The organism is Acidiphilium sp. JA12-A1, from assembly GCF_000724705.2.
In the GTDB taxonomy this organism is placed as follows: Bacteria; Pseudomonadota; Alphaproteobacteria; order Acetobacterales; family Acetobacteraceae; genus Acidiphilium; species Acidiphilium multivorum.
In genome coordinates this window covers 104,671-118,037 of the sequence record NZ_JFHO01000062.1, presented here as the reverse complement: position 1 = coordinate 118,037, position 13,367 = coordinate 104,671, and the positions used below count along the sequence as shown (strand labels likewise).

Sequence of the window (13,367 nt, the reverse complement as noted above, 5' to 3'; positions counted from 1 at the left end):
ACGCCGGGGTTTTTCTGTCATTGGCCAAGGATCTGGGAAACGTCGTGATATTGTCACATCGCGTTCCGGTCTGTGGTTTTGGAGCAACACCAATCCGGAAATACGGGGCGTCAACGTTCAAGCCCTCCTGCATCGGCAGGGGCGATGCTAAATGTCCGTCGACGGAAGCTTAACCGTTCGATCAGCAAACAGGCTCCGGCGCACGAGGAGAGACGAAAATGAAATTGCGCACGACACTTCTGGCGGCGACGATCATCGCGGCTCCCGCCCTGGTTCCGGCGGCGGCGATGGCTCAGCCGGTCACCGGCCCCTATGTCAGCCTTGGCCTCGGCTACAACATCATGGGCAGCCGCAAGGTGAAAAGCATCTCGACGCCGTACGGGGATTTTGCCTCGGGGGCGCGTACCCTCTTCCACAACGGGTTCACCGGCGAGGCTTCGGTCGGCTACGGCTTCGGCAACGGCTTCCGCGTCGAACTCGAGGGCGACTATTTCCACAATCAGGCCGCGAAGGTCGACGGGAACGGCGCGCAGGCGGTGGTATCCGGCACCGAGCAGAAATACGGCTTCATGGCGAACGCCCTGTATGATTTCGATGTCGGCGTTCCCTATGTCTATCCGTATGTCGGCGCCGGCGTCGGCTATCAGTGGCTGCAGTGGCGCAATGCCGGCGTGACGGGCGCGCGATTCAATGGCACGCCCGGCGCCTTCGCCTACCAGGCGATCGCCGGTCTGGCCTTCCCGATCCCGGCCGCGCCGGGCCTGTCCGCCACCGTCGAATATCGCTACATGCGCACCATGGGCAGCGACAACTATCGCGCCACCGTCGGTGCTACACCGGTGACGATGAAGGTGGGCGACGAAGGCAACAATATGCTGATGGTCGGCCTGCGCTACGAGCTGTTCCCGCCTGCGCCGCCGGCTCCGGCCGCGGCTCCCGCGCCGACGCCGGTTGCGGCTCCGGCTCCGGCTCCGGCCCGCACTTACCTGGTGTTCTTCAACTGGGACAAGGCGAACCTGACGCCGCGGGCGCAGCAGATCGTCTCCGAGGCGGCGAAGGCGTCGCAGACCACGAAGGTGACGCGTCTGAACGTGAACGGCTATACCGATACCTCGGGTGCGCCGGCCTACAACATGAAGCTGTCGCTGCGCCGCGCGCACAACGTGGCGGCCCAGCTGGTTGCGGATGGCGTGTCGAAGAACGACATCGTGATCAAGGGCTATGGCGAGACGCACCTTCTGGTGCCGACCGGCCCGAATGTTCGCGAGCCGCAGAACCGCCGCGTGGAAATCATCCTCCACTGAGCAAGGCCTGCAGATCGGATCAGGAAACCCCGGCGGAAACGCCGGGGTTTTTTCATGCGTGGAACAAGGTCGCGAGGCGCTCGCGCCGGCTGGTCGTGATGCCGGAGGCGGCCAGGTAGGCGTCGATACCGCCCCAATCCCGGTCGATCGCGGTGAAGGCGCTGTCGAGATAGGCGGGATCGGTCCGGCCGAGCGCGTCGAGCGCGCCGGGATCGACCGTGTGGCCGAGCAGCTTGTTGAGGCTGCGCGCGATGTGCCTGGTTTCCTCGACGATATCGATGCGCCGGCCGGTTTCCTCATAATCGGCGAGGATCGCCTCCCGCCGCACGCCGAGAGCGGTGAGCAGCAGCGCGGTGGCGACGCCGGTTCGGTCCTTGCCGACATGGCAGTGCAGCAGGACCGGCACGCCCCAGCCGCTGGCCATCGCTTCTGTCGCGGCGGAAATCGTCGCGGCGAGCAGGGCGGGCAGGCTGGCATAGAGATCGAGCATCGCCCGCCGCGCGCCCGCCGCACCGGGTTGGCCGGCAAGGCGCAGGATCAGCGTCTGCATGCCGGCGGCGCTATCGGTGCTGGCGGGCATCTCGATGATCCGCGCCGGGGCGAGTGTGGGCCAGCGCGAGGCGAAGCGCTTGCGTTCGCCGCTGCTGCGAAGGTCGCAGACCAGGCGGATGCCGAGCGCTTCGAGGCGCTTCAGGTCGGCCTCGTCGAGGCCGGACAGCTGGCCGGAGCGGAACAGCCGGCCCGGCCGCAGCGTGCCGCCCCCGGTCAGTGGCAGCGGGCCTACATCGCGGAAATTCGGCGCGTTGGCGAGGGTCGTCACGCTGGGATCAGTGCCGCGGCGTGTATTGCTCCATCCGGCGGAACTCGTCCGACTCGACGATGCCGCAGGTCAGCACGACGATCGGCTGCGCCGCCGGATTCTGGCGGGCGAAGGTGACCAGCGCCGTCTGGTCGGGCTGGCCGAGCACCTGATCGAACAAATGCTGGCTCGCGGCGCAGAAATCGGAACCCTGATGGATGCCGGCGGTGGACTGCGCGTTCGCGAGATTGGTCACGTAGCTGTCTTCGTAATGCTGATAGGCGCGCCCGTGCCGGGCCCGGAAATAAGCGTCCAGAACATGCTGCTCGCGCAGGATGTAGGGATGAAAGCGCGTCATGAACTGATCGTACTGGCTGCGCTGGCCACAGGTGAGGGCCGAGACCATCAGCGTGCTTTTCAGGCCGATGATGTCGAGCGCTTCCTGGTTCTGCGGCGTGACGCAGGCGGACGCATTGCCGGTAATGAACGCGGCGGCGAACAGGAGCGGGGCGATCCGGCGCATGCAACCTCCCAACGGAACAACAAAAGGCGGCCGCACAAGATCGCGACCGCCTTCAGATAGGCCCGGAAGCCTCGGGAAGTAAAGAAAGTTCAGGTTAAATTCCGTGTCAGGCGGCGATCTCGCTGAATTGCAGGACCGGCTGGACGTTGGTGAAGTTGGCGATGTCGCCCATCACCTCGGGGCCATGCGCCTGCACGGCCTTGCCGAAGGCCTCAAGGCTTTCGAACTGGAGCGTGGTGATGACGGCGTAGGGCGGAGCCGCGCCATCCGGCCCGTTGACGCCATGCAGCACGGTGGCGCCCTTGAGGCCCATCGATCCCCAGCGGTCGCCGACCAGCTTCATGTGCTTGTCGTGGTAATAGGTGGTGTCGAAGGTCGAGGTGGCGGTCTTCGGATACAGAACGGTAATCGCGATCATATGATGTCCTCCCTAGGCTTCAGTCTTGCCCGGGCACGGCGGCAATGCAAGGGGCGTGCGGGTTACACCCTGGCCACGCGCAGCGCGTTGGTCGTGCCGCTCTGGCCGAAGGGGACGCCGGCGACGACGACGATTTCTTCGCCCGGCTGGGCGAAGCCCTCCTGCCGCGCGACCTTCGCCGAAAGGGCGACAGCCTCGGTCATCGAGCCCACATCCTGCGTGACCACGGCATGCACGCCCCAGACCGCCGCGAGGCGGCGGGCGGTGTCGAGACTGGGTGTCAGGCCGATCACGGGGCAGTCCGGCCGCTCGCGGGCGACGCGCAGCGCGCTGGCGCCGGAACTGGTGAAGGCGACGATGGCGCGCGCGCCGATCGTGTGCGCGACCTGTTCGGCGGCACGGGCGATGGCATCGGCCGAGGAAGGTTCGGGGTCCGGCCGCTTGGCGTCGATCGTCCGCCGCCAGTCATCGTCCCGCTCCACCCGGGCGACGATGCGGTCCATCATGTTCACCGCCTCGCGCGGATACTGGCCGGCGGCACTCTCGGCCGAGAGCATCACCGCATCGGCGCCGTCGAACACCGCGGTCGCCACGTCCGATGCCTCGGCGCGGGTGGGGGCGGGGGCGGAGATCATGCTCTCCAGCATCTGCGTCGCGACGACCACCGGCAGGCCGCGCTGCTGGGCGGCGCGGATGATGCGCTTCTGCACGATCGGCACTTCCTCGGGCGGCAGCTCGACGCCGAGATCGCCGCGCGCGACCATGACGGCATCGGTCGCATCCATGATCTCGTCGAGATTGTCGAGCGCCTGGGGCTTTTCCATCTTGGTCATCACCAGGGCGCGGCCGGCGGCGATCTCCTTCGCCTCCAGCACGTCGGCGGCGCGCTGGACGAAGGACAGGCCGATATAGTCGATGCCGTGTTCGAGCGCGAAGGCGAGATCGGCCCGGTCCTTCTTCGTCAGCGCCGGGATCGGCAGCACCACGTCGGGCACGTTGACGCCCTTGCGGTCGGAGAGCGGGCCGCCGGTGACGACCTCGGTCAGCAGGTGGTCCTCGCGCTTGCGCAGCACCCGCAGGCGCAGCTTGCCGTCGTCGAGCAGCAGGGTGGCGCCGATGCTGGCGGCCTCGATGATCTCGGGATGCGGCAGGTTGACGCGGCGGGTATCGCCGGGGGCGGGGTTGAGGTCGAGCTGGAATTCGGCGCCGGTCTGCAACTGCACGCGTCCGCCGCGAAACTGGCCGACGCGCAGCTTCGGCCCCTGCACGTCGGCGAGGATGCCGATCGGCCGGTCGAACTTCCGCTCCAGCGCGCGGATCATCTGCAGGCGCGCAAGGTGATCCTCATGCGTGCCGTGGCTGAAATTGAGCCGGAACACGTCGGCGCCGGTCTCGAAGAGCTGCGACAGTATCTCCGGCGTCGAACTTGCCGGCCCGATGGTTGCAACGATTTTCGTGCGCCGATGACGCCGCAGCCTGGATGCCATGCTGGTCCCCTCTGAATCTGTCCGCCTGCCAGGTCCCGATGACCGGGTTATCGTGTCGCGCCGTGACCGGCGTCGTGATAAACGTCTCTATGGCAAACATGCGCGGCGATGACCACCTGCCGCACGCGTAAGGAGACCGTTTCAATGGACAACGACCGATTCGACGATGCCACCCGCACCGAACTCGAGGCAGCGGCTTTCCGACGTCTGGTCGCGCATCTGCGCGAGCGGACGGATGTGCAGAATATCGACATGATGAACCTTGCCGGCTTCTGCCGGAACTGCCTTTCGCGCTGGTACCGCGAGGCGGCGGAGGCGCGCGGCCTGGAGCTGAGCGATCCGGATGCGCGCGAAATCGTGTACGGCATGCCCTACAAGGAATGGCAGGCGCGCCACCAGACCCCGGCCAGCGACGCGCAGAAGGCGGCCTTCGAGGTCGCGAGCCGGCAGGGGCATTGACCGGCGCGGGCGCGCGCTCTATCCCGCGCGTCCGACCGATCCGACGGAGGAGCACAGATGGCGTTCGATGCGGCAGAGACCCAGGAAGACAATGCGAGCCACGGCAATATCGCGGCCGACCGGCTGCGCAGCATCGTCGAGCGCATCGAGCGGCTCGAGGAGGAGCGCAAGGCGCTGGGCTCGGACATCAAGGACATCTATGCCGAGGCGAAATCGGCCGGCTTCGATGTCAAGGTGCTGCGTCAGCTCATCCGCCTGCGCAAGCAGGAGCCGGCCGAGGTCGAGGAGCAGGAAATGCTGATCGACGTCTATCGCCGCGCGCTCGGCATGTGAGTTGAGGGGGCGGCGCGCACCTGGCGCCGCCCGACCTGTGATCGCCGGCTCAGCCCCGGCGCAGCAGGGTTGCCGCTTCCACCGCGAAATAGGTGAGCACCCCGGCGGCGCCGGCGCGGCGGAAGCCCATCAGCGTTTCGAGAATGCCGCGCTCGCGGTCGAGCAGCCCGTGTTCCATCGCGGTGGCGAGCATTGCGTATTCGCCGCTCACCTGATAGGCGAAGGTCGGCACCGCGAAGCGCTCGTGCACGCGGCGGATGATGTCGAGATAGGGCATGCCCGGCTTGACCATCACCATGTCGGCGCCCTCGTCGATGTCCATCGCCACCTCGCGCAGCGCCTCGTCGGTGTTGGCGGGGTCCATTTGGTAGGTCTTCTTGTCGCCCTTCAGCGCCGCGTTGGAGCCGAGCGCCTCGCGGAACGGGCCGTAGAAGGCGGAGGCGTATTTGGCGGCGTAGCTCATGATCCGCGTGTCGATCAGCCCCTCGGAATCGAGGGCGGCGCGGATGCTGCCGATCCGCCCGTCCATCATGTCCGAGGGCGCGATCACGTCGATCCCGGCGAGCGCCTGGTTCACCGCCTGGCGTTCGAGGATCTCGACCGATTCGTCGTTGGCGACATAGCCTTCGCGCAGCACGCCGTCATGCCCGTGATCGGTATAGGGATCGAGCGCCACATCGCCGATCAGGCCGAGCTCGGGGAATTCGCGCTTGAGCAGCCGGGCGGCCTGGCAGATCAGGTTGTCCGGGTTCAGCGCCTCGGTGCCCTCGGGGTTCTTGAGCTCGGGCGGGGTGGCGGGAAACAGGGCGATGGCCGGAATGCCGAGCCGCGCCGCCGGCTCGACATGGGCGGCGAGGCGGTCGAGCCCGACCCGCACGACACCCGGCATGGTGGCGACCGGCGTCGGCTCGCCATCGCCGGCGCGGACGAAGATCGGCCAGATCAGATTGTCCACCGACAGCGTGGTCTCGGCGACCATGCGCCGCGTCCAGCCATCGCGGCGGTTGCGGCGCAGGCGGGTGGTCGGAAAGCTGCCGGTGATCATTGCTGCTCCTCGTGCTCGTTACACACGTAGTCGAATTGCGCATGGAAGGGGCCGGCGCAAGGGGCGCAGGCTGCGCTGCGCCTATGCGTTGCCGCCCTCGATCGCGTCGATCACCGCCGCCGTTACCTCGGCCGTGGTGGCATCGCCGCCGAGATCGCGGGTGCGGATGCCGGCCGCCGTCACCCGTTCCACCGCCGCCATCAGCCGCCGCGCCGCATCCGCCTCGCCGAGATGCTCCAGCATCTGCGACGCCGTCCAGAACGCGCCGACCGGATTGGCGATGCCCTTGCCGGTGATGTCGAAGGCGGAGCCGTGGATCGGCTCGAACATCGAGGGGTAGTTCCGCTCCGGGTTGACGTTCGCCGTCGGTGCAATGCCGATCGAGCCGGCGAGTGCGGCGGCGAGGTCGGAGAGGATGTCGGCGTGCAGGTTGGTCGCCACCACCGTGTCGATGCTCGCCGGGGCGTGCACCATGCGGACGGTCATCGCATCGACCAGCATCTTGTCCCACGTCACCTCCGGGAAATCGCGCGCTGTCTCGGCGGCGACCTCGTCCCACAGCACCATGCCGTGGCGCTGCGCGTTCGACTTGGTGACGACGGTGAGGTGCCTGCGCGGGCGCGACGCGGCGAGGGCGAAGGCGAAGCGCATGATCCGCGCGACGCCGGCGCGCGTGAAGATCGCCACCTCGGTCGCGACCTCCTCGGCGTGGCCGCGATGCGAGCGGCCGCCCTGGCCGGCATATTCGCCCTCGCTGTTCTCGCGCACGATCACCCAGTCGAGATCCGCCGGGGCGCAGGCGCGCAGCGGCGAGTCGAGGCCGCGCAGCACCCGGGTCGGGCGGACATTGGCATACTGGTCGAACCCCTGGCAGATCGCGAGGCGCAGACCCCAGAGGGTGACATGGTCGGGGATGTCCGGCGCGCCGACCGCGCCGAAATAGATTGCGTCGAAGGCCTTCAGCCGTTCCAGCGCGCCGTCCGGCATCATCACCCCGTGGCGGCGGTAGTAATCCGAGCCGTAGTCGAACGCCGTGACGTCGAGCGCGAAGCCGCCGTCGCGGCGGGCGAGGGCGTCGAGCACGTCGAGCCCGGCACCGATCACTTCGGGGCCGATGCCGTCGCCGGGAATCGAGGCGATCCGGTAGGTCTTCATGGGCGCTTGCTCCTCTGCCCGTGGGTGAACCGTTGCGCGCCGGGCCGGCTTGCCCGAAGGGCGGGCGCGGCGCATCGTCGGCTGCGGTAACATGTCTCGCGCCGGGGCAAAACCGGTGGCAGCGGAGGGCGTGCGGCGATGACGCGGGCAGGATGAAGACGGATGCGGGCATGATCGCCCTCGGGCATACGGGGTTTGCCGCCTGGCTCATCCTTGTCGGGCTCGGCTTCTTCTTCGGTCTGGCCTACGAGGATTTCAACGCCCGCGCTGGCAGAAGCAGGCCGGGCGGGGTGCGCAGCTTCCCGTTGCTGGCGCTGGCTGGCGGCGTGCTCTACGCGCTCGACCCCGCGCCGCCGCTGCTGCTCGGCGTCGGGCTCGCCGTGCTCGGTCTCTGGCTTGGCCTCTATTACTGGCGCGGCATGGAGGAACTCGCCCCGGACGGCTCGCGCAATGTCGGGCTGATGGCACCGCTGTCGAACGTGCTCGCCTTCCTGATCGGCCCGCTGGCGCTGGCCGGGCCGTTCTGGATGGCGGTGGGGCTTACCGTCGCGGCGACGCTGCTGCTGACGGCGCGCGAGACGCTGCATTCGCTGGCGCGCGGGATCGACCTCGCCGAGATCGTCAATGCCGGGCGATTCCTGCTGATCACCGGCCTCGTGCTGCCGCTGCTGCCCGACCGGCCGGTGACGACGATCACCAGCGTGACCCCGTACGAGGCGTGGCTCGCGATGGTGGCGGTCTCGTCAATTTCCTATGCCAGCTATCTGCTGCGCCGCTATGTGGTGCCGCGCGGCTCGGGGCTCTTGGTCGCCTTTCTCGGCGGCATCTATTCCTCGACCGTGACCACCGTGGTGCTCGCCCGCCGCGCCGCCGCCGAGGCGGCGGCGGTGGTCGAGGCGCAGAGCGGCATCGTGCTGGCGAATGCGGTGATGTATCCGCGCCTGCTCGTGGTGATCCTGCTGTTCGATCCGGCGATGGCGCTATCGCTCGCGCCGTGGATGCTCGGGGTGGGCGCGCTCGGCGGGCTGATCGCACTCGTCTGGTATCGCCTGCGCAACCACGCGGCGACGGCGCCGCCGGCGATCGCCGATGTCTCCAACCCGCTCGGCCTCGGCACGGCGGCGACGTTCGGGGTGCTGTTCGTCGTCGTTTCCATCCTCGCCTCGGTGACGATGCGGGCCTATGGCAGTTCCGGCCTCTACACCCTGGCCGGGATCGTCGGCGTGACCGACATCAACCCGTTCATCATCAGCCTCGCGACGCATGGCGCGGGCGCGGCGCCGGACCCGGTGGAGATGGAAGCCGTGCTGATCGCGACCGGCTCGAACCACATCTTCCAGGCGATCTATGCCAGCGCCTATTCCCGCTTCAGGACCGGCGCGCCGCTGGTGGCGTTCATGGTGCTGATGGCGGCGGCGAGCCTCGGCGCGGCCATTCTGGTGCATTGACGCCGTTTATCGCCCGGGCGCAGGGTGTGGTGAGGCGTTCCAACCGCGACCGCGGAGGGATGTGATGGCTGAGAGCGGAACCCGGCATGCCGCCGCGGCGGCAAAGGCGCATCCGCCGCGGCTGCGGACGCGCACGGCCTGGCGGCGGATCATTGCCGCGCGTTGCGCCGAGCTCGGCCGGGACGATGTGGACGATGTCGAATCGGTGCACCGGCGCCGGGTGGCGATCCGTCGGCTGCGCAGCGTGCTCGCTCTTTTCGCCCCCTGTCTCGACCGCGCCGAACGGCGGCGGTTCGACGCCGCGCTGCGCGAACTCGGCCGAGCATACAGCCCGGCGCGGGACTGGGACGTGGCGTGCCTGAGATCCTTCCCCGCGGCGATGAAGGGGGAGGTGGACGTGGCGGCGGCGGCGGCGGTGCTCGCGGCGTCGGACGCGGCGCGGCGACAGGCGCATGAGCGTCTGGCAGCGAGCGGGGCGGCGTCGGAATGCGCGGATCTCGCCCGGGACATCGCGCGCTGGGCAGCCGGGCCGTCCATCATCGCGCCGGACGCGACGAGCCGGCCGATCGACGTGCTGGCGCCTGAACTGCTCCGCCGGCTCGACCGGCGGGTGCGACGGCGCGGGCGGCGGATCGCCCGCCTGTCGGACAAGGAGTTGCACGCGCTGCGCAAGGCGCTGAAGCGGGCGAACTACGCCGCCGAGGCGCTGGAGGGTGTGGCGCCCGGCCTCGCACTCGGGGATTTCCGCACCGCCGCCGCCGCGGTGCTCGACCAGCTCGGCCGGTTCAACGATGCCGGGGTCGCGCATGACCTTGCGGAAGAGCTTGCGGCTGACGATGTGCCTGTGGCGTCCCTTGTGCGGCGCTGGGCGACACGCCGCGCGCGGAAGGCGAAACGCCGTCTGGAACCGGCATGGCGGGACTATCGCGCCGCCTCCCGTCCCTGGAAGTGAGCCGCGCCGAGGTGGCGGTGGGGGGCGCAGCACTGGTATGATGCGCCGGCCCGAGTCGGCGCCGCTTGCGCGCCCGAACGCCAGATCGGAGTGATCGACATGGATATCCCGGCAGACTTTTCCGCTTCCCTTTCCTCCGTGATCGACACGATGGCGCCGATCTCGGCGCAGATCTGGGATGCGAAATACCGGCTGAAGGACGAGGCCGGCGAGCCGGTCGACCGCACCGTCGAGGACACATGGCGGCGTGTCGCCCGCGCCCTGGCGGAAACCGAGCGCGAGCCCTCAAGCTGGGAGGCGCCGTTCTACGAGGCGCTGCGCGATTTCCGCTTCGTCCCCGCCGGGCGGATCATTTCCGGCGCCGGCACGGCGCGGCGGGTAACGCTGTTCAACTGCTTCGTGATGGGCGACATCGAGGACGATCTCGGCCGGATCTTCGCCCATCTGCGCGAGGCGGCGCTGACCATGCAACAGGGCGGCGGCATCGGCTACGATTTCTCCTCGATCCGGCCCAAGGGCGCTGCGGTGCGCGGGGTCGGCGCCGATGCGTCGGGTCCGCTCTCGTTCATGGATGTGTGGGATTCGATGTGCCGCACCATCATGTCCGCCGGGGCGCGGCGCGGCGCGATGATGGCGACGATGCGCTGCGACCACCCCGATATCGAGGCCTTCATTGCCGCCAAGCGCGAGCCTGGGCGGCTGCGCAACTTCAACCTCTCGGTGCTCGTCACCGATGATTTCATGCGCGCGGTCGAGGTGGATGCGGCGTGGGATCTCGTGTTCGAGGGCAAGGTCTATCGCACGCTGCAGGCGCGGGCGCTGTGGGAGGCGATCACCCGCGCGACTTATGATTACGCCGAGCCGGGCGTGATCTTCATCGACCGGATCAACAAGCGCAACAACCTCTATTACTGCGAGACGATCCACGCGACCAATCCCTGCGGCGAGCAGCCGCTGCCGCCCTATGGCGCCTGCCTGCTCGGCTCGATCAACCTCGCGCGGCTGGTGCGCGATCCGTTCGGCCCCGGCGCGCGGATCGACGAGGCGGAGCTTGCCGAACTCGTCACCATTGCGGTCCGCATGCTGGACGACACGATCGACGCCTCCGGCTTCCCGCTGGAGGCGCAGCGCGAGGAGGCGGTGGCCAAGCGGCGCGTCGGCCTCGGCATGACCGGGCTCGCCGATGCGCTGATGATGTGCGGCCTGCGCTACGGCACGCCGGAGGCCGCCGCGCGGGCCGGCGACTGGGCGCGGCAGATCGAGCGCGCCGCCTATCTCGCCTCCGCCGCACTCGCCGCCGAGAAGGGCGCGTTCCCGCTCTACGACGCCGCGCAATACCTCGCCGGCGAGACCATCGCCGGGCTCGACGAGGATGTCCGCGCCGCCATCGCCGCGCACGGAATCCGCAACGCGCTGCTTACCTCGGTCGCGCCGACGGGGACGATCTCGCTGCTGTCGGACAACGTGTCGAGCGGGGTCGAGCCGGTCTTCGCCCTGGCCTATACCCGCAAGGTGCTGCAACGCGATGGCAGCCGGCGCGAGGAGGAGGTCACCGACTACGCGCTGCGGCTGTTCCGCGCGAAGTTCGGCGAGGGGGCGCCGCTGCCCGCGCATTTCGTCACCGCGCAGGAGCTGACCCCGGCCGAACATGTGCGGATGCAGGCGGCAGTGCAGCGCCATGTCGACAGCGCGATCTCCAAGACGGTGAACGTGCCGGAGGATATTGGCTTCGAGGCGTTCCAGGAGGTCTATCTCGACGCCTACCGCAGCGGCTGCAAGGGTTGCACCACCTATCGGCCGAACGCGGTGACCGGCTCGGTGCTGGAGGTCGCACCACCCGCGGATGCGAAGCCGGCGGTAGCCGCGCCCGCGACCACCGCCGCCGGGCTGCTGGTGCGCGCCGACAAGCTGATCGGTGCCACCTACAAGCTGCGCTGGCCGGATAGCGAGCACGCGATGTACGTCACGATCAACGACATCGAGCAGGACGGGATGCGCCGGCCGTTCGAGGTGTTCGTCAACTCGAAGAATCTCGAACATTACGCCTGGGTGGTGGCGTTGACGCGGATGATCTCGGCGGTGTTCCGCCGGGGCGGCGAGGTCGCTTTCGTGGCCGAGGAGCTGAAGCAGGTGTTCGACCCGCGCGGCGGGCAGTGGAGCGGCGGGCGCTACGTGCCCTCGCTGGTCGCGGCGATCGGCGACGTGATCGAGCGGCACATGGTCGAGACCGGGTTCCTGGTGCCGCCATCGAGCCAGCAGCGCGTGGCGGAAGCGCCGGCCACAACCCCGCTCGGCGCGCTCTGCCCGAAATGCAGCCAGCCCGGGCTGGTGCGCGAGGCGGGCTGCCTGAGCTGCCTGCATTGCGGCTGGTCGAAATGCGGCTGACGGGCCGGGCGTAAGCCTTATTCGGCGGCTTCGTCCAGAGCGCGGCGGGCGGTTGAGCCGCGGATGACGCAGCGCCCGCCGAGCACGGTCTTGCGCACCGGGGCTTCGGGCGCATCGAGCCTTTCGAGCAGAAGGCGCATCGCCTCCTCGCCGATCTGTGCCACCGGCTGTTCGATGACGGTGATGCCCGGACCGACGAGGTCGGTCCAGCTTTCATTGTCGAAACCGGCGATCGCGAGATCCTCCGGCATGCGCCGGCCGGTGGCGCGCAGGGCGCGGACCACGCCCATCAGCAGCAGGCCATTGCTGGCGATCACCGCCTCGGGCAGGTTGCCCTTTGCGAACCAGCGGGCGATTTCCTGCTCGGCAGCCTCGATGCTGGGGGCGATGAAGCGCGACGACGGCGAGAGCCCGGCGCGGAGCATCGCCGCCTCGTAGCCGTCGCGCCGTTCCACACCGGTGGTGCTGGCATTGCCGAACAGCCCGGCGATGCGCCGGTAGCCCTGGCCGGCAAGGTGTTCGACCAGCATCGAGCCGGCGGCGAAATTGTCGAGCACCACGGCATCCTGCGCGCTGGCGCGGCCGGCGCGGTCGATCAGCACCATCGGAAAGGATGGGCGCGGACCCTGGTCGAGCCGCTCCACTGAGGCGCGGGTCGGCGCGAAGATCACCCCGGTGACGCGCTCCTGCTCCATGAGCTGGAGATACATCGCTTCCTTCTCGGGGTTCTCGTCGGTATTGCAGAGGATGACGCGCAGGCCGGCGCGGTAGGCGGCGTGCTCGACGGCGCGGGCGACGGCGGTGAAGAAGGGGTTCGAGATATCGGCGACAATCAGCCCGACCGTCTGCGACTCCTGCGAGCGAAGGCGGCGGGCGGACAGGTTGGGCCGGTAGCCGGTGCGGCGCACCGCCTCCTCGACCTTGTCGCGCAGCGCCGCACTGACGGGGCCGCCGCCGAGCGTGCGCGAGACCGTGGCGGGCGAAACCCCTGCGGCACGGGCCACATCCTTGATACTGACGGCCATCGGGGCGTTGTCTTTCGTGCCTGCCAGAGAAAAA

At 68.8% G+C, this 13,367-nt stretch carries 13 protein-coding genes; 6 read left to right on the top strand and 7 right to left on the bottom strand.

Features of this window, described 5'->3' with window-relative positions; translation table 11 throughout:
- Nucleotides 1-218: 218 nt before the first annotated feature.
- Nucleotides 219-1,304: an OmpA family protein gene (locus tag RT91_RS12315; RefSeq protein ID WP_011941329.1), complete on the top strand. Its 1,086-nt coding sequence runs from the start codon at nt 219-221 to the stop codon at nt 1,302-1,304.
- Nucleotides 1,305-1,356: 52 nt separating this feature from the next.
- Here RT91_RS12315 and RT91_RS12310 read toward each other — a convergent pair whose 3' ends face one another.
- The 4 genes from RT91_RS12310 to pyk all read right to left on the bottom strand — a co-directional run bounded on the left by RT91_RS12310 (nt 1,357) and on the right by pyk (nt 4,531).
- On the bottom strand, nt 1,357-2,124 hold the full coding sequence (locus RT91_RS12310) for a tyrosine-protein phosphatase (RefSeq protein ID WP_011941330.1): 768 nt from the start codon (nt 2,122-2,124) through the stop codon (nt 1,357-1,359).
- A 7-nt stretch (nt 2,125-2,131) separates the two neighbouring features.
- Nucleotides 2,132-2,626 carry a hypothetical protein gene (locus tag RT91_RS12305; RefSeq protein WP_011941331.1) on the bottom strand — a complete coding sequence of 165 codons (495 nt, stop codon included), beginning with the start codon at nt 2,624-2,626 and terminating at the stop codon, nt 2,132-2,134.
- 106 nt (nt 2,627-2,732) lie between these two features.
- A complete protein-coding gene (locus RT91_RS12300; RefSeq protein WP_007422241.1) occupies nt 2,733-3,044 on the bottom strand; it encodes an EthD family reductase in 312 nt (103 codons plus the stop codon).
- Between the two features lie 62 nt (nt 3,045-3,106).
- Nucleotides 3,107-4,531 (bottom strand): pyruvate kinase, encoded by a 1,425-nt coding sequence (gene pyk / locus RT91_RS12295; RefSeq protein WP_011941332.1) that lies wholly within the window; start codon nt 4,529-4,531, stop codon nt 3,107-3,109.
- Between the two features lie 144 nt (nt 4,532-4,675).
- On the opposite strand from pyk, the gene RT91_RS12290 reads away from it, so the two are divergent.
- Nucleotides 4,676-4,990: a DUF1244 domain-containing protein gene (locus RT91_RS12290; RefSeq protein ID WP_007422239.1), complete on the top strand. Its 315-nt coding sequence runs from the start codon at nt 4,676-4,678 to the stop codon at nt 4,988-4,990.
- Nucleotides 4,991-5,047: 57 nt separating this feature from the next.
- Nucleotides 5,048-5,323 carry a DUF2312 domain-containing protein gene (locus RT91_RS12285; RefSeq protein WP_007422238.1) on the top strand — a complete coding sequence of 92 codons (276 nt, stop codon included), beginning with the start codon at nt 5,048-5,050 and terminating at the stop codon, nt 5,321-5,323.
- A gap of 49 nt (nt 5,324-5,372) precedes the next feature.
- On the opposite strand, the gene hemB is transcribed toward RT91_RS12285, so the two are convergent.
- Both hemB and RT91_RS12275 read right to left on the bottom strand, forming a co-directional pair.
- Complete coding sequence (gene hemB, locus RT91_RS12280) at nt 5,373-6,368, bottom strand: porphobilinogen synthase (RefSeq protein WP_007422237.1); 996 nt, start codon at nt 6,366-6,368, stop codon at nt 5,373-5,375.
- 81 nt (nt 6,369-6,449) lie between these two features.
- Complete coding sequence (locus tag RT91_RS12275) at nt 6,450-7,523, bottom strand: tartrate dehydrogenase (protein ID WP_007422236.1); 1,074 nt, start codon at nt 7,521-7,523, stop codon at nt 6,450-6,452.
- A 170-nt stretch (nt 7,524-7,693) separates the two neighbouring features.
- Here RT91_RS12275 and RT91_RS12270 point away from each other — a divergent pair, with 170 nt between their 5' ends.
- From RT91_RS12270 to RT91_RS12260, 3 genes are all read left to right on the top strand, one after another.
- Nucleotides 7,694-8,971, top strand: coding sequence for a DUF4010 domain-containing protein (locus RT91_RS12270; protein WP_231295327.1), 1,278 nt, complete (start codon nt 7,694-7,696; stop codon nt 8,969-8,971).
- A gap of 64 nt (nt 8,972-9,035) precedes the next feature.
- Complete coding sequence (locus RT91_RS12265) at nt 9,036-9,923, top strand: CHAD domain-containing protein (protein WP_035187502.1); 888 nt, start codon at nt 9,036-9,038, stop codon at nt 9,921-9,923.
- Between the two features lie 99 nt (nt 9,924-10,022).
- Entirely contained in the window at nt 10,023-12,308 is a 2,286-nt protein-coding gene (locus RT91_RS12260) for an adenosylcobalamin-dependent ribonucleoside-diphosphate reductase (RefSeq protein WP_035187524.1), read from the top strand.
- Between the two features lie 17 nt (nt 12,309-12,325).
- On the opposite strand, the gene RT91_RS12255 is transcribed toward RT91_RS12260, so the two are convergent.
- Nucleotides 12,326-13,333: a LacI family DNA-binding transcriptional regulator gene (locus tag RT91_RS12255; protein ID WP_007422232.1), complete on the bottom strand. Its 1,008-nt coding sequence runs from the start codon at nt 13,331-13,333 to the stop codon at nt 12,326-12,328.
- Between the last annotated feature and the right edge of the window lie 34 nt (nt 13,334-13,367).